14 protein-coding genes are annotated in these 14,623 nt (G+C 69.4%); 9 read left to right on the top strand and 5 right to left on the bottom strand.

Features of this window, described 5'->3' with window-relative positions; genetic code table 11:
• The first annotated feature begins 62 nt into the window (after positions 1–62).
• The 3 genes from larB (at position 63) to DEQ92_RS07745 (ending at position 2,919) form a co-directional block, all read left to right on the top strand.
• Positions 63–824: a nickel pincer cofactor biosynthesis protein LarB gene (gene larB, locus DEQ92_RS07755; RefSeq protein WP_004973839.1), complete on the top strand. Its 762-nt coding sequence runs from the start codon at positions 63–65 to the stop codon at positions 822–824.
• Between the two features lie 368 nt (positions 825–1,192).
• The gene (locus DEQ92_RS07750) at positions 1,193–1,432 is read left to right on the top strand and encodes a GIY-YIG nuclease family protein (protein ID WP_004973837.1); all 240 of its coding nucleotides are present in this window, start codon (positions 1,193–1,195) and stop codon (positions 1,430–1,432) included.
• A 113-nt stretch (positions 1,433–1,545) separates the two neighbouring features.
• On the top strand, positions 1,546–2,919 hold the full coding sequence (locus tag DEQ92_RS07745) for a phosphoglucomutase/phosphomannomutase family protein (protein WP_004973834.1): 1,374 nt from the start codon (positions 1,546–1,548) through the stop codon (positions 2,917–2,919).
• A gap of 10 nt (positions 2,920–2,929) precedes the next feature.
• Here the strand turns inward: DEQ92_RS07745 and DEQ92_RS07740 are convergent, their stop codons facing one another.
• The 3 genes from DEQ92_RS07740 to samp2 all read right to left on the bottom strand — a co-directional run bounded on the left by DEQ92_RS07740 (position 2,930) and on the right by samp2 (position 4,084).
• Positions 2,930–3,310 carry a helix-turn-helix transcriptional regulator gene (locus DEQ92_RS07740; RefSeq protein ID WP_004973832.1) on the bottom strand — a complete coding sequence of 127 codons (381 nt, stop codon included), beginning with the start codon at positions 3,308–3,310 and terminating at the stop codon, positions 2,930–2,932.
• 76 nt (positions 3,311–3,386) lie between these two features.
• Positions 3,387–3,875 (bottom strand): GNAT family N-acetyltransferase, encoded by a 489-nt coding sequence (locus DEQ92_RS07735; protein WP_115804408.1) that lies wholly within the window; start codon positions 3,873–3,875, stop codon positions 3,387–3,389.
• A gap of 8 nt (positions 3,876–3,883) precedes the next feature.
• Positions 3,884–4,084, bottom strand: a complete 201-nt coding sequence (gene samp2 / locus DEQ92_RS07730; RefSeq protein ID WP_004973827.1) for a ubiquitin-like modifier protein SAMP2 — start codon at positions 4,082–4,084, stop codon at positions 3,884–3,886.
• Positions 4,085–4,189: 105 nt separating this feature from the next.
• On the opposite strand from samp2, the gene DEQ92_RS07725 reads away from it, so the two are divergent.
• Entirely contained in the window at positions 4,190–5,173 is a 984-nt protein-coding gene (locus DEQ92_RS07725; RefSeq protein WP_058826837.1) for a replication factor C small subunit, read from the top strand.
• 78 nt (positions 5,174–5,251) lie between these two features.
• Here DEQ92_RS07725 and DEQ92_RS07720 read toward each other — a convergent pair whose 3' ends face one another.
• Both DEQ92_RS07720 and DEQ92_RS07715 read right to left on the bottom strand, forming a co-directional pair.
• Positions 5,252–7,501: a GAF domain-containing protein gene (locus DEQ92_RS07720; protein ID WP_193492841.1), complete on the bottom strand. Its 2,250-nt coding sequence runs from the start codon at positions 7,499–7,501 to the stop codon at positions 5,252–5,254.
• Between the two features lie 147 nt (positions 7,502–7,648).
• Positions 7,649–8,134, bottom strand: coding sequence for a TspO/MBR family protein (locus tag DEQ92_RS07715; RefSeq protein ID WP_004973820.1), 486 nt, complete (start codon positions 8,132–8,134; stop codon positions 7,649–7,651).
• Positions 8,135–8,256: 122 nt separating this feature from the next.
• Between DEQ92_RS07715 and alaS the strand changes: the two genes are divergently transcribed.
• From alaS to DEQ92_RS07690, 5 genes are all read left to right on the top strand, one after another.
• A complete protein-coding gene (alaS, locus tag DEQ92_RS07710; RefSeq protein WP_115804409.1) occupies positions 8,257–11,025 on the top strand; it encodes an alanine--tRNA ligase in 2,769 nt (922 codons plus the stop codon).
• 102 nt (positions 11,026–11,127) lie between these two features.
• The gene (locus DEQ92_RS07705; protein WP_004973817.1) at positions 11,128–11,904 is read left to right on the top strand and encodes an alpha/beta fold hydrolase; all 777 of its coding nucleotides are present in this window, start codon (positions 11,128–11,130) and stop codon (positions 11,902–11,904) included.
• A gap of 114 nt (positions 11,905–12,018) precedes the next feature.
• Positions 12,019–12,732 carry a type 1 glutamine amidotransferase gene (locus DEQ92_RS07700; RefSeq protein ID WP_115804410.1) on the top strand — a complete coding sequence of 238 codons (714 nt, stop codon included), beginning with the start codon at positions 12,019–12,021 and terminating at the stop codon, positions 12,730–12,732.
• Positions 12,733–12,946: 214 nt separating this feature from the next.
• The gene (locus DEQ92_RS07695) at positions 12,947–14,110 is read left to right on the top strand and encodes an acyl-CoA dehydrogenase family protein (protein ID WP_115804411.1); all 1,164 of its coding nucleotides are present in this window, start codon (positions 12,947–12,949) and stop codon (positions 14,108–14,110) included.
• A 108-nt stretch (positions 14,111–14,218) separates the two neighbouring features.
• On the top strand, positions 14,219–14,509 hold the full coding sequence (locus DEQ92_RS07690) for a hypothetical protein (RefSeq protein WP_004973808.1): 291 nt from the start codon (positions 14,219–14,221) through the stop codon (positions 14,507–14,509).
• The last annotated feature ends 114 nt before the right edge of the window (positions 14,510–14,623 follow it).

Below are 14,623 nucleotides of genomic sequence, written 5' to 3'. Positions count from 1 at the left end.
GCTTTATCCCCGCGAGGGCGGAACGACGGGTATGAGTACGCCTCGGGCCAACGTGCGGCCATATGCGCGACATCTTGGAGGCGGTCGCGGACGGTTCGCTCTCGCCCGCCGAGGCGGAGGTACGACTCTCCGGCTACGCGACGACCGACGCGGGACGGTTCGACGCCGCCCGAGAGACGCGGCGCGGCGTCCCCGAAGCGATTCTCGCGGAGGGGAAGACGCCCGACGAGACGGCGACGCTGGCCGTCGCGGCGGTCGAAACGAGCGGTCGGGCGCTCGTCACCCGGGCCGACACCGCTCACGCGGAGGCCGTCGCCGACGCCCTCCCGGACGCCGATATCGACCGCGACGCCCGGGCGAAGACCGTCGTCGCGGCCGCGCCGGACTTCGAGCGCCCCGACCTCGACGCGACCGTCGCCATCGCCACCGGCGGCACCTCCGACGCCGAGGCCGCGGGCGAGGCGGCCGCGGTCCTCCGCGAGATGGGCGTGGACGTCGAACGCATCGAGGACGTGGGGGTCGCCCACCTCGGTCGCGTGCTCGACAACCTCGACACGCTCCGCGAGGCCGACGTGGTCGTCGTCGCCGCCGGCCGTGAGGGCGCGCTGCCGACCGTCGTCGCCGGCCTCGTCGACACGCCCGTCATCGGACTGCCCGTCTCGACGGGCTACGGCCACGGCGGCGACGGCGAGGCGGCCGTTCTCGGGATGCTCCAGTCGTGTACCGTGCTCTCCGCGGTGAACGTCGACGCCGGCTACATCGCCGGCGCGCAGGCCGGACTCATCGCCCGCGCGGTCTCGGACGCCCGCGACGACGACGCCTGACTGGACGTTATTCTCCACCTCGTGGTCGTGCGCGATTTCGCGTGCGTACGCACACGCGCGAAGCCCTCATATGGGTGGGGTACTGTATGTCATACACCGGCTTGGTGGCTGCCGGACCGCAACAATGCCAGTCTGTGACCACTGCGGGTCACACGTCTCCGAGCGCTTCGCACGCGTGTTCGCCGACAAGGACGGTCAGGTTCTCGCCTGTCCCAACTGCTCGGCGAACGCGGGTATCGCGGAGGTCGCTCGGCAGCGTGCCCGCACCGCATGACCACTGAAGCGAGAAAAGACCACCACGCGAAGCCAACACCTCGTGCACGAGGTCGGGCGGTGGGTTCATACCCGCGCCCCTGAACCATTCTCTCGTGCACTTCGTCTACGTCATCGAGTGCAGCGACGGCTCGCTGTACACCGGGTACACGACCGACGTGGAGCGACGCGTCGCGGAACACGACGCTGGCGAGGGCGCGAAGTACACCCGCGGCCGGACGCCGGTCGAACTCGTCCACGTCGAGGAGTTCGACTCGAAGTCGGCGGCCATGTCCCGGGAGTACGAGATAAAACAGCTCCGCCGCCGGGAGAAACAGCGGCTCGTTGAGTCGTGAGCGAACCGGGGCCGCGTCGCGGTCGGCTGTGCCCTCGCCGGACCGCCGCGGCACGCCCCCGCACCCGTCGGCTCGTAACGTAGTTTTTTGCCCCGCCGCGGAGTGGTGCGCGTATGGACGAAATCTCATTCGGGACCGACGGGTGGCGCGCCACGCTGGACACCTTCACCGACGACCGCGTCCGCGTCGTCGGACAGGCCGTCGCCGACTACCTCGCCGACGAGGGCTTCACCGCCCCGGTGCTCGTCGGCTACGACGCCCGCGAGACCTCGCCCGGCTTCGCGGAGTCGCTCGCCGAGGTCGTCGCCGGCAACGGTTTCGACGTGCTCCTGCCCGAGCGGGACTGCCCGACCCCGCTCGTCGCCTACGCCATCGCCGAGCGCGGCCTCTCGGGGGCGCTCATGGTCACGGCCTCGCACAACCCGCCGGAGTACAACGGCGTGAAGTTCATCCCCTCGGACGGCGCGCCGGCGCTCCCCGACGTGACCGACGCGGTCGCCGAGCGACTCGCCGAACCGGACCTCCTACCCGAGTCCGAACGCGGGACCATCGAGCGCGTGGACGTGGTCTCCCCGCACGCCGACCACGCGATGGACCTCGTCGGCGACGACCTCTCGGACCTCACGGTCGTCTACGACGCCATGCACGGCAGCGGCCGCGGCGTCACCGACGCGCTGCTCGAAGCCGCCGGCGCGGAGGTCGTCCGCCTGCGCTGCGAGCGCGACGCCGACTTCGGCGGCATCTCGCCGGAGCCCTCCGCGGAGAACCTCGAAGGCCTCGCCGAGGCGATGGCCGAACACGACGCGGACCTCGGGGTCGCCAACGACGGCGACGCCGACCGCATCGGCATCGCCACGCCCGACCGCGGCGTCCTCGACGAGAACCTCTTTTTCGCCGCCGTCTACGACTACCTGCTCGAATCCGACTCCGGGCCGGCCATCCGGACCGTCTCGACCACGTTCCTCATCGACCGCATCGCCGAGGCCCACGGCGAGGAGGTGTTCGAGACCGCGGTCGGCTTCAAGTGGGTCGCCGACGGCATGCGCGAGCACGACGCGCTCATGGGCGGCGAGGAGTCCGGCGGCTTCTCCGTCCGCGGGCACGTCCGCGAGAAGGACGGCGTCCTCATGGGCCTGCTCGCGGCGGCCGCGACCGCCGAGGAGGACTTCGACGCCCGCCTCGACCGCATCGAGGCCGAACACGGCGAAATCGTCGCCGACAAGATAAGCGTCGCCTGCCCCGACTCCGAGAAGGCGCGCGTCATCGACGACCTCGAGGACGTGCTCCCCGAGACGGTCGCCGGCCGCGACATCGCCAAGGTCGTCACGCTCGACGGCTTCAAACTGCTCTTAGAAGACGGCTCGTGGCTCCTCGTCCGCCCCTCGGGCACGGAGCCGAAGATGCGCGTCTACGCCGAGGCCGGGAGCGAAGACGCGGTCTCGTCGCTCCTCGAAGCCGGCCGCGAACTCGTCGAACCGCTCGTCTGAGCGGCCGTTTTCAGGGCTCTCTCGTCTCTTCTTCGTCGCCGACGGGTCTGACGACCCCGCGGTACGCCGGCGTGAAAAGCGGGAGCGTCTCCGCGTGCTCGGTCAGAGAGACGCCGTCTCCCGCGGCCTCGACGAGGTCCGCGGCCTGAAGCTTCGGCAGGTGGACGTGGACGATTCCGACCTCGGCCTGCTGGACGACCTGCACGTCCACCTCGTCGGGCGGCAGGTCGGTCGTCCGAACCGCGAGGGCGACCGCGAGGTCCCAGACCGACGTCGGCTCCGCCCGGTCGTGGAGGTACTCCAACACGTAGCGGCGCGACGGGTCGGAGAGCGCGTCGAACACGCGGTCCCAGTCGGTCAGGATACGGTCGCTCCGGTCACGCTTTGCCATGGGCTTGACTCCCTAACCCTTGACGACCGGCGGCTAAATCTGTGTCGGTTGGTAACACTCAACAATCATGGGGCTGCTACTCGTCCCGCAGGACGCCGCGAAACCGGTCGTCGCCCGCGCCGGTGTCTGCGGCCGCTTCCGCGTCCTCACCTCCATCCCCATCCCGCGCCTCGATGTCGAACCCGAGCGACTCGTAGAACGGTCGGACGCCCCCGTCGAAGTCGGCGACGAGTCGCCCCCGACGGCCGAACGCCGCCCGGACGAGCGCGGTCCCGACGCCCCGCCCGCGGCGACTCGGGGAGGTTGCCACGGCCTCGATGTAGTCGCCGTCGAGCGCCAGCGCGCCGACGACGCGGCCGGACGCCTCGGCGACGAGACAGTCGCCCGCCGCCAGTCGGTCGCGGACGTCGCCCGCGTCGGCTTCGAGCAGTCCGGCGTCGAGGACGCGCATCACGGCCACCAGTTCCTCGGGGTCGCCCTCGCGGACGCGGACTCCGTCGTCGCTCCGGGTGGTGTCGTCGTCGGCCCCAGCGGTGTCGTCGTCAGCCCTAGCGGTGTCGTCCATGCCGCCGACTACCCGCCCTTGATGAGGCGGAGCACCTTCACGCGGTCGACTTCGACGGGCTGGTCTTCGGGGACGGGGCGGCCGTCGACGAGGACGGTCACCTCGTGGGGGCTGAGGTCCACCGCCCGCACAAGGTCCGCGTAGGTCCCGCCGTCGCCGACGGCGACCTCGCTGGTCTCCTCGCCGACGACCTCGACGGTCACGTTCATGGTCGCTCGTGGGTCGGGCGCGGGTTTCAGTCCGTCGGCTCGGCGTCGCCCGGGGGCGCTCTCCGTCTCGCACGGTTTATGTGCGGGGCGGTCGGTAGAACGGATATGAGCGAGGCCGCGGAGTCGGGCGACGCCCCGGCGGGTCGTGAGATCTGGATCGAGAAGTACCGACCGCAGACCTTCGACGACGTCTACGGACAGGACGACATCGTCGAGCGCCTGCGGAGCTACATCGAGCGCGACGACCTGCCGCACCTCCTGTTCGCGGGACCGGCGGGCGTCGGCAAGACCACCTCCGCGACCGCCATCGCCCGCGCCATCTACGGCGACGACTGGCGCGGCAACTTCCTCGAACTCAACGCCTCCGACGAGCGCGGCATCGACGTGGTCCGCGACCGCATCAAGAACTTCGCGCGCTCGTCGTTCGGCGGCCACGACTACCGCGTCATCTTCCTCGACGAGGCCGACTCGCTGACGAACGACGCCCAGTCGGCGCTCCGCCGGACGATGGAGCAGTTCTCCGACAACACGCGCTTCATCCTCTCGTGTAACTACTCCTCGAAGATTATCGACCCCATCCAGTCGCGCTGTGCGGTGTTCCGCTTTTCCCCCCTCGGTGACGACGCCGTCGCGGAGCAGGTCCGCGACATCGCCGCGGCCGAGGACATCGAACTCACCGAGGACGGCCTCGACGCGCTCGTCTACGCCGCCGGCGGCGACATGCGCCGCGCCATCAACTCCCTGCAGGCCGCCGCGACGACCGGCGAGGTCGTCGACGAGGAGGCCGTCTACATGATCACCTCGACGGCCCGCCCGGAGGACATCGAGGAGATGGTCCGGGCCGCCATCGACGGCGAGTTCACGACCGCGCGCAAGCAGTTAGAGACGCTCATCGTCGACACCGGGATGGCCGGCGGCGACATCATCGACCAGCTTCACCGTTCCGTCTGGGAGTTCGACCTCGACGAGCGCGAGGCCGTCCGCCTCATGGAGCGCATCGGCGAGGCCGACTACCGCATCTCCGAGGGCGCGAACGAGCAGGTCCAACTCGAAGCGCTCCTCGCGTCGCTCGCGCTCTCGCAGAACTGACCCGAACTGAACTGACCCGAACTAGACCGAACCGGCCGCGCCGGCCGCCGCGCTCCCCGGTCTCTCTTCGTTTTCGCCTCACGCCCGGAACTCGAAGCGCGCGCCGCCCGCCGTCCCCGAGGTCACGATAGCCGACCAGCCGTGGGCCTCGGCGATGGATTCGACGATTGCGAGCCCGTAGCCGATGCCGTCGTCGCCGGTCGTCTCGCCGGGCTCGAACACCTCGTCGCGGCGCTCGGGGTCGATGCCGGGGCCGTCGTCTTCGACGTAGAAGCCGCCGTCGACGCCGCCGACCTCGACGCGAACGTCGCTTCCGGCGTGTTCGACCGCGTTCCGAAAGAGGTTCGCGAGCAGTTCGGCGAGGCGGTCCTCGTCGGCGTCGACGACGACCGACTGGCAGGTGACTAACTCGGCGTCCGCGGTCTCGGTCGTCGCCCACGCCTGCCGGGCGACGCTCGCGAGGTCCACGCGTTCGGTCTCGTCGACCAGTTGGCCGCGGCGGGCGAGCGACAGGAGGTCGTCGATGAGCTCTTCCATCTGTTCGAGCGCCCGCTTGGCCGTATCGAACCGCGACTCCTCGCCGGTCTCGCGGGCGAGGTCGAGGTTCCCGCGGGCGACCGAAAGCGGGTTCCGCAGGTCGTGGCTCACGATGTTCGCGAACTCCTCCAATCGCTCGTTCTGTCGCTCTAGCTCGCTTTCGCGGGTCTTCCGCTCCGTGATGTCGGTGTAGATGGCGTACCCCGACCCGCGCTCTTCGCCGGGCGACAGCGGGACGACGTTCAGGATGAACTCGCGGACGCCGCCGTCGGTCCGACGGCGGACCTCGCCGCGGTAGCTTTCGCCGGCGGCGACGAGAAGTTCGGGGATGGTTTCGTCCGCGCCCGGTTCGGGAACCGGGTCCGGGTCGGGCTCCGGCGGGACGATTCGCCCGAGCAGGTCGCTTCCGACCACGTCGTCGGCGTCGTAGCCGAAAATCGACTGGAACGCCCGATTCACGTCGCGGACGGTGAGCGCGCCGCCCTCGACGTCGTAGGCGACGGCGGCGTCGGAGACGTGTTCGAACAGCGCGGTCGAGCGGTCGCGTTCCTCCCTGAGCCGCGATTCCGCGCGGATGCGCTCGGCAGTGACCGCGACGTGCGCCATGAGGAGTTCCGTCAGTTCCGCGTCTCGCTCGTCGAACGCGCCGGGCGTGAACGTCGTCGCCTGAAAGACGCCGAGGTCCCCGATGGGGACGCTCAGGACCGCGCGGTACATCCGCTTGACCGGCCGCGCCTCGGGGTGGTCGCGCACGTCGTCGGTGATGTCTGTCTCCCCCGACAGGTACACCTCGGCCGCGATGCCCCCGTCGTCGAGGGGGACGCGCTCCGCGCCGTCGGCCGGTGCGTCGGACGAGATGGCCGCCGGAACGATGTAGTCGCCCTCGACGACCCCCACGTAGCTGATGTCGAACTCGAGGATGTCGTCCGTGATTTCGACGGTCCGCTCGAACAGTTCGTCGAGGCTCGTCGCCGCGGCCAGTTCGGTGGCTCCCCGGTGGAGTCGCTCTATCTGCTCGCGGCTCTGTCGAAGCGCGGCCTCGGACTCGATTCGGCTCCGCGTCTCGGAGACGTAGGACACGAGGAGTTCGGCCAGCGTGAGGTCGGTCTCGTCGTACGCGCCGACCTCGTTGGAGATGGCCTGAAACACGCCGTCGTCGCCCAGCGGGACGCTCACCGCCGAGCGGTAGGCGGGGTCGTCGGGGTCGGCCTCGGGGTGGTCGCGAACGTCGTCCACGAGAAACGAGCGTTTGGTCCGGTGCGTCTCCCCGAGCAGGCCCGTGTCCGAGGGAATCGGCCCCGTCCCGGCCATGTCGTCGTTGTTGGCGGCGACGTAGAAGTCGTCCCCGTCGTGGACGAAAAACGAGGTGTTGTCGAACTCGAGGATGTGCTCCGTGAGGCCGATGGCGCGCTCGTAGAGTTCGTCGACCGTCTCGGCCGTGATGAGGTCCGTCGTCCCCTCGTAGAGCCGCTTGAGCCGGTCCCACTCGGCGTCGTTTCGGGCCGTCGCCACCGCTTCGGCGTCTCTGTCGGCGGTCGATGCGAGCACCCATCGAACCTGCGATTCGAGCCCGGAGCGGTCGCCGCGGCTGACGTAGGCGTCGAACCGCTCGGGCCGCTCGACAGTCGCTGGCGGGACGTCGGTGTACAGAATGGTCGGCACGTCGTCGGGGACCGGCGCGTCGGGGTCCGTGACGACGACGCAGGCGGCGTCGGACGGGTCGTTCTCGTCACTCGTTGACGCCACCGTGACCCCGTCGCCGAGGTCGATATCGTCGAAGTCGTCGTCCACGAAAACCGTTGGTTCCGTCGCGTGCACGGCAGTCTCCCTATCGAACGACAACGAGAACTATAATCGTTGCGGCATGTTTCCAATCACCAAGAACGCGCCGTGCGTCGTTCGCGTCGGGGCCGTGGCCGGAACGCCGTACCGGATTACTCAGTTTAGCGACCAGAAGCCGTAGTTGAGCGCGGTGGCGAAACACGTCCACAGGAGGTAGGGGACCAAGAGCGCGGCGGCGCGTCGGTCGACGGCGTCGAACTCGCGCATCGTCGCCAGAATCGCGAGGATGAGGACCGCGATGACCGCGAGGCCGAGCGCGGGCGACTGCAGTCCGAAGAACGCCGCCGACCACGCGACGTTGACGACGAGGTGACCGACGAAGACGGCGAGCGCCCGCTCGCGGCGGGGGTGGTCGCTCCGGGAGACGAGCCACGCGGCGACGCCCATCAGGGCGAACAGCGTCACCCAGACCGGGCCGAACACCCAGTTCGGCGGGGCGAACCACGGGCGGGCGAGCGTCGCGTACCACGACCCGATGGCGGTCACGGTGAAGACGCTCCCCACGGCGCCCGCGAGTTGCGCGAGGACGACCCACGCGAGCAGTTCGACCGCCGGTCGCCGACGGAGCGAGGCGAGTTCCATACTCCTCGTTGGCTCGGGAGGGAAAAGAACGACACGGCCCGTGCGGGCGAAATTGAGGGGAATCGGGCGTCTGCGCCCATTTCCCGGAACTGTTTTACCCGACGGTAGACCAGAGTTTGGCAATGAGCGAACTCGAAGCGGAGTACCGCCTCGACTACTTCGAGGAGGAGGGCTTCTACCGGAAGCAGTGCCCCGTGACGGGCGTCCACTTCTGGACACGAGACCCCGACCGCGAGACCTGCGGTGAACCGCCCGCCGACGACTACACCTTCATCGACAACCCCGGCTTCGACGAGGAGTACACTCTCGAAGAGATGCGCGAGAAGTTCCTCTCTTTCTTCGAGGAACACGACCACGAGCGCATCGACCCCTACCCGGTCGCCGCGAACCGCTGGCGCGACGACGTGCTCTTGACGCAGGCATCTATCTACGACTTCCAGCCGCTCGTCACGTCCGGCGAGACGCCGCCGCCGGCCAACCCGCTGACCGTCTCCCAGCCCTGCATCCGGATGCAGGACATCGACAACGTGGGCAAGACCGGCCGCCACACGATGGCGTTCGAGATGATGGCCCACCACGCGTTCAACGCCCGCGAGGAGGCCGGCGACAAGTACGCCTACGAGGGCGAGGTCTACTGGAAGGACGAGACGGTCCGCCTCTGCGACGAGTTCTTCGAGTCGCTCGGCGCGGACATCTCCGAAATCACCTACATCGAGGACCCGTGGGTCGGCGGCGGCAACGCCGGACCGGCCTTCGAAGTCCTCTACCGCGGCGCCGAACTCGCCACCCTCGTCTTCATGTCGATGAAGCAGGACCCGGACGGCGAGTACGAACTCAAGGACGGCAACACCTACTCGCCGATGGACACCTACATCGTCGACACCGGCTACGGGCTCGAACGGTGGACGTGGGTGTCCCAGGGGACGCCGACGGTGTACGAGGCCGTCTACCCCGACATGATAGAGTTCCTGAAGGACAACGTCGGCATCGAACACACCGACGAGGAGGAGGAACTCATCCACCGCGCGGCGAAGCTCTCGGGCCACCTCGACATCGACGAAATCGACGACCTCGCAACCGCGCGCGCCGGTGTCGCGGGCGAACTCGGCGTCGACGAGGCCGAACTCACGGCCCTGCTCCGCCCGCTCGAAGACATCTACGCCATCGCGGACCACTGCCGCACCCTCGCGTACATGTTCGGCGACGGCATCGTCCCCTCGAACGTCGGGACGGGCTACCTCGCCCGCATGGTCCTCCGGCGCACCAAGCGCCTCGTGGACAACCTCGGCGTGGACGCCCCGCTCGACGAGCTCGTGGACATGCAGGCCGAGCGCCTCGACTACCAGAACCGCGACACCATCCGCGACATCGTCCGCAGCGAGGAGCGCAAGTACAGAAAGACGCTCGAACGCGGCTCCCGGAAGGTCCAGCAGCTCGCCGACGAGTACGCCGACAAGGACGAGCCGATACCGCTCGACGAGCTCATCGAGCTGTACGACTCCCACGGCATCCAGCCCGACATGGTGCAGGAAATCGCCGAGGAGCGCGGCGCGACCGTCGACATCCCCGACGACTTCTACTCGCTCGTCGCCGACCGCCACGAGCAGGTCGACGGCGAGGACGAGGCCGCGGAGCGCGACGACCGCCTCGGCGACCTGCCGGCGACGGACAAGCTCTACTACGACGACCAGGAGCGCACCGAGTTCGAGGCCGTCGTCCTCGACGTGTTCGAGCGCGAGGAGGGCTACGACGTGGTCCTCGACCAGACGATGTTTTACCCCGAAGGCGGCGGCCAGCCCGCCGACCACGGCTCGCTCGCCACCGACGACGCGACGGTCGAGGTGACCGACGTGCAGATAGCGGGCGACGTGGTGCTCCACCGCACCGACGACGACCCCGGCAAGGGCGAGTTCGTCCGCGGTCAGCTCGACGCCGAACGCCGCCGTCGGCTCATGCGCCACCACACGGCGACCCACGTCATCGGCCACGCCATCCGGACGGTCCTCGGCGACCACATCCGGCAGGCCGGCGCGTCGAAGGGCGTCGACCGCTCGCGGCTCGACGTGACCCACTACGAGCGCATCACCCGCGAGGAGGTCAAGCAGATAGAGCGCGTCGCCAACGAACTCGTGATGCGGAACATCCCGGTCAAACAGGAGTGGCCGGACCGCCGCGACGCCGAGAAGAAGTACGGTTTCGACCTCTATCAGGGCGGTATCCCGCCGGGCGAGAAGATTCGCCTCATCCACGTCGGCACCGACGTGCAGGCCTGCGGCGGCACCCACGTCAAGCGCACCGGCGACATCGGGGTCATCAAGGTGCTGACGACGGAGCCCGTTCAGGACGGCGTCGAGCGCGTCGTCTTCGCGGCGGGCGACGCGGCCATCGAGGCCACCCAGCGCACCGAGGACGCGTTGTACGGCGCGGCCGACGTGCTCGACGTGAACCCCGCGGACGTGCCCGAGACGGCGGAGCGCTTCTTCACTGAGTGGAAAGAGCGCGGCAAGACCATCGACCGCCTGAAGACGGAACTCGCCGAGGCGCGCGCCGCGGCGGGGGCCGACGAAATCGACATCGACGGGACGCCCGCCGTCGTCCAGCGCCTCGACGGCGACGCGGACGAACTCCGCGCGACCGCCAACGCGCTGGTCGAGGAGGGCAAAGTCGCCGTCCTCGGCTCCGCCGCGGGCGGGAGCGCCCAGTTCGTCGTCGGCGTTCCCGACGGCGTCGGCGTCAACGCCGGGCAGGTCGTCGGCCAACTCGCCGGGAAGGTCGGCGGCGGCGGCGGCGGCCCCGCGGACTTCGCGCAGGGCGGCGGCCCCGACGTCGACGCGCTCGACGACGCGCTCGACGAGGCGCCCGACGTGCTTCGCGCGGTCCTGAACGCCTGAGTCGGTCACGCGACCTCCCCGAGTTCGCTTTCGATTTCGCTTCCGCGTTCCCCGCGTCCGCGAGACGGACGCCCTAAGTCGCTCGCCCGCCGAGCCCCCGGTATGCCCACGGCAGTCGCGGACGGGGTCGAACTGTACTACGACAGCGAGGGCGACGGCGAGACGGTCGCCTTCGTCGGCGACGCGGGCTACGGCGCGTGGCAGTGGGGCTGGCAGCACGCCGCCGTCGCCGGCCCCTACGAGAGCCTCGTGACCGACCTCCGCGGGGCCGGCCGCTCCGACGCCCCCGCGGGGCCGTACTCGGTCGAGACGCTCGTCTCCGACCTCGTTGCCGTCCTCGCGGACGCGAACGTCAGGAAGGCCCACCTCGTCGGGTTCGGCCTCGGCGGGCTGGTCGCGCTGGAGGCCGCGCGGACGACGAACCGCGTTCGGAGCCTCGTCCTCGTCGGCACCGCCGCCTCGGGCGCGGAAATCGACCCCGAACCGCTCTCCGCCGCGCCCGACGACCCGGCCGCGCTCCGCGAGTCGCTCGCGCCGGCGCTCTCCGAGGAGTTTCGGGCGGAACAGCCGGACGTGGTCGAGCAACTCGTCTCGTGGCGCGAACGGGAAGACGCCGACCCCGAGGCGTGGGCGGCGCAGGCCGCCGCCGTCGCCGACTACGACGCCGGTCCGCTCTACGAGGTGACGGTTCCGACGCTCGTTCTCCACGGCGGCGACGACCCGGTCTGGCCGGTCGAGGGGGGACGCGCGCTGGCCGAGGGACTCCCGCGCGGCGAGTTCGAGTCGTTCGCGGGCGCGCGACACCTCGTCACCGTCGAGCGGTCGCGGCTCGTCAACGACGCGCTCGTCTCCTTTCTCGAATCGCTCGACGACGACTGAGCGGCGCTCCGTCGCGTTCGCTCCGGGTTCGTCGCCGACGCCCCCCGTCCCAGGTGCCGGCAGAGAGCGTTCCGGGCGCAACTTCTTTAGAGCCGCACCGACTGTCTCTCCACGATGACCCGCCCGCGACTCGCGTTCTTGGACGCCTCCCACGGCGATTCGAGCACGTTCCGAAACTTCAGGCGCGAACTCGACGCCGACCTCGTCGAGTTCGACGTGACCGACGGCCGCCTCCCCGACCACTTCGACTACGACGGCGTCGTCATCACCGGCTCGTCGTCGTCGGTCTACTGGGACGAGGCGTGGATTCGGAACCTCGTGTCGTGGGTCGCCGACGCCGACGAGCGCGGCCTCCCCCTCTTGGGCGTCTGTTTCGGTCACCAGGTCGTCGCGGCGGCCCTCGGCGGCACCGTCGAGGACATGGGCGAGTTCGAACTCGGCTACAACGAAATCGAGCGTACCCGCGCCGACGACGAGGACGACATCCTCGCCGGTATCGGCGAGCGCTTCACCGTCTTCACCTCCCACGGCGACCGGGTGAGCGAACTCCCGCCGGGCGCGGAACTCCTCGCCCAAAACGAGTTCGGCGTCCACGCGTTCCGCCGGAGCCACGCCTTCGGCGTCCAGTTCCACCCCGAGTACGACACCGACACCGCCGAGGCTATCGCGAGGCAGAAGGACTTCCTCCCCGACGAGCGGCTTCGGTCGGTCATCGACGGCATCACGCCGGAGAACTACGCCGCCGCCTGCGAGGCCAAGCGCCTGTTCGACAACTTCGTCACCTACGTCAACCGGACGAACGCGGAGTCGGTCGAATCGGCGGCCTGAACGTTCCGACAGTCGCGGTCGCGAGCTGTTTTCGAGTCGTACCCGAGCCGCATCTGAGCCGCCGCCGAGTCGCATCCGAGCCGCCACCGAGCCGCGCCCGTCCCGCCGCCGAGCCGCGCCCGACCCGCTTTCGTCACCGACTTTTCGGTCGTCCGTCTCCCCCGAATATCGACCGAGCGAATCGCTTTTCACCGCGCCGGTCGCAGGGTCTATCATGCTCGATTATCTGGGATTGGAGGGCGACCTGACCGGCGAAGAGAAACTCGTCCGCGACGAGGCCCGCCGCTTCGTCGACGAGCAGGTCAAACCCGACATCGGCGAGCACTACGAGGCCGGGACGTTCCCGACCGAACTCATCCCGCAGATGGGCGAACTCGGCTTCTACGCGCCCAACCTCGACGGATACGGCCTCCCCGGCCTCGGCGAGCGCGCCTACGGCCTCCTGATGCAGGAACTCGAAGCCGGCGACTCCGGCCTCCGGTCGATGGCGAGCGTGCAGGGGTCGCTCGTCATCTTCCCCATCCACGCCTACGGCTCCGACGAGCAGAAACAGCGGTGGCTTCCGAAACTCGGGTCGGGCGAGGCGGTCGGCTGTTTCGGCCTGACCGAACCGCAACACGGCTCGGACCCGTCGGGGATGGAGACCCGCGCCGAGCGCGACGCCGACGGCTACGTCCTCAACGGCTCGAAGACGTGGATTACGAACTCGCCCATCGCGGACGTGGCGGTCGTCTGGGCGCGCGACGTGTCGGCCGAGGGGTCGCCGGTCCGCGGGTTCCTCGTCGAGACCGACCGCAACGGCGTGACGACGAACAAAATCGAGGGGAAACTCTCGATGCGCGCGTCGGTCACGGGCGAAATCGGCCTCGACGACGTGCGCGTTCCCGAGGAGGACGTACTCCCCGGCGTCGAGGGGATGAAGGGGCCGCTTTCGTGTCTCACGCAGGCGCGGTTCGGCATCGCGTGGGGCGTCGTCGGCGCGGCCCGCGACGCCTTCGAGGACGCCCGCCAGTACGCGAAGGACCGCGACCAGTTCGGCGGGCCGATCGCGCGGTTCCAACTCCAGCAGGGCAAACTCGCCGAGATGGCGACCCAGATAACGAACGCGCAGTTGATGGCCCACCGCCTCGCCGACCTCAAAGAGCGCGGCGACCTGCGACACCAGCAGGTGTCGATGGCGAAGCGCCACAACGTCCGCGTCGCCCGCGAGGTGACCCGAACCGCCCGCGAGATGCTCGGCGGCAACGGCATCACGACCGACTACTCGCCGATGCGACACATGGAGAACATCGAGACCGTCTACACCTACGAGGGGACCGACGACATCCACACGCTCGTCCTCGGCGCGGACCTGACGGGAATCGAAGCATTCCACTAGGGCTCGGGAGCGGACGCCCCCGTGGCTTTCGCTGTTGTGCGTGACGCATGACAACAGTACACATACATTTATATCTCCCCGCCCATAGGTTACGATAGAGGCCCCACAATGACCACATCGGCCCAGGACCGTCCGACGGCGCTCGACCTCTCTCGCGAAGAGACGTGGGTCGTCCACGCCGCCTTGCTCGACGCCATCGAGCGGGCGGTCGATGCAGACGAAGAGCCGACGCCGGCCCCAGGCCTGCTCGCGCGGGTCGAGGCCGGCGACGAAGATTTCGACAGCGCCGAACTCGACTATCTCGTAGACGCCCTCCGAACCTATCGGAAACAGGCGCCCGCTCGGGACGACCACCACATCTCGCGCGTTCTCGAGCACATCGAGGCCGCGCGGGCGTAGTCGCCCGACGGACGTCCGGCCCGCTGACTTCCTTTCGATTCCACCGAGGCCCCGAGCGGCCGCGCTCGCGTCTCGCCGTCCTCCCGCCCGCCCGCCCGCCCGATACCGATTATC

Source organism: Haloferax sp. Atlit-6N (genome assembly GCF_003383195.1).
Classification (GTDB): Archaea; Halobacteriota; Halobacteria; order Halobacteriales; family Haloferacaceae; genus Haloferax; species Haloferax gibbonsii.
The sequence above is the reverse complement of the archived record's forward strand: the minus strand, read 5'-3'. Positions and strand labels throughout refer to the sequence as shown.

Coding starts and splice junctions, on each gene's coding strand:
- larB (WP_004973839.1), top strand. CDS start 63: ATGCGCGACATCTTGGAGGCGGTCGCGGACGGTTCGCTCTCGCCCGCC.
- DEQ92_RS07745 (WP_004973834.1), top strand. CDS start 1,546: ATGGACGAAATCTCATTCGGGACCGACGGGTGGCGCGCCACGCTGGAC.
- DEQ92_RS07740 (WP_004973832.1), bottom strand. CDS start 3,310: ATGGCAAAGCGTGACCGGAGCGACCGTATCCTGACCGACTGGGACCGC.
- DEQ92_RS07735 (WP_115804408.1), bottom strand. CDS start 3,875: ATGGACGACACCGCTAGGGCTGACGACGACACCGCTGGGGCCGACGAC.
- samp2 (WP_004973827.1), bottom strand. CDS start 4,084: ATGAACGTGACCGTCGAGGTCGTCGGCGAGGAGACCAGCGAGGTCGCC.
- DEQ92_RS07725 (WP_058826837.1), top strand. CDS start 4,190: ATGAGCGAGGCCGCGGAGTCGGGCGACGCCCCGGCGGGTCGTGAGATC.
- DEQ92_RS07715 (WP_004973820.1), bottom strand. CDS start 8,134: ATGGAACTCGCCTCGCTCCGTCGGCGACCGGCGGTCGAACTGCTCGCG.
- alaS (WP_115804409.1), top strand. CDS start 8,257: ATGAGCGAACTCGAAGCGGAGTACCGCCTCGACTACTTCGAGGAGGAG.
- DEQ92_RS07705 (WP_004973817.1), top strand. CDS start 11,128: ATGCCCACGGCAGTCGCGGACGGGGTCGAACTGTACTACGACAGCGAG.
- DEQ92_RS07700 (WP_115804410.1), top strand. CDS start 12,019: ATGACCCGCCCGCGACTCGCGTTCTTGGACGCCTCCCACGGCGATTCG.
- DEQ92_RS07695 (WP_115804411.1), top strand. CDS start 12,947: ATGCTCGATTATCTGGGATTGGAGGGCGACCTGACCGGCGAAGAGAAA.
- DEQ92_RS07690 (WP_004973808.1), top strand. CDS start 14,219: ATGACCACATCGGCCCAGGACCGTCCGACGGCGCTCGACCTCTCTCGC.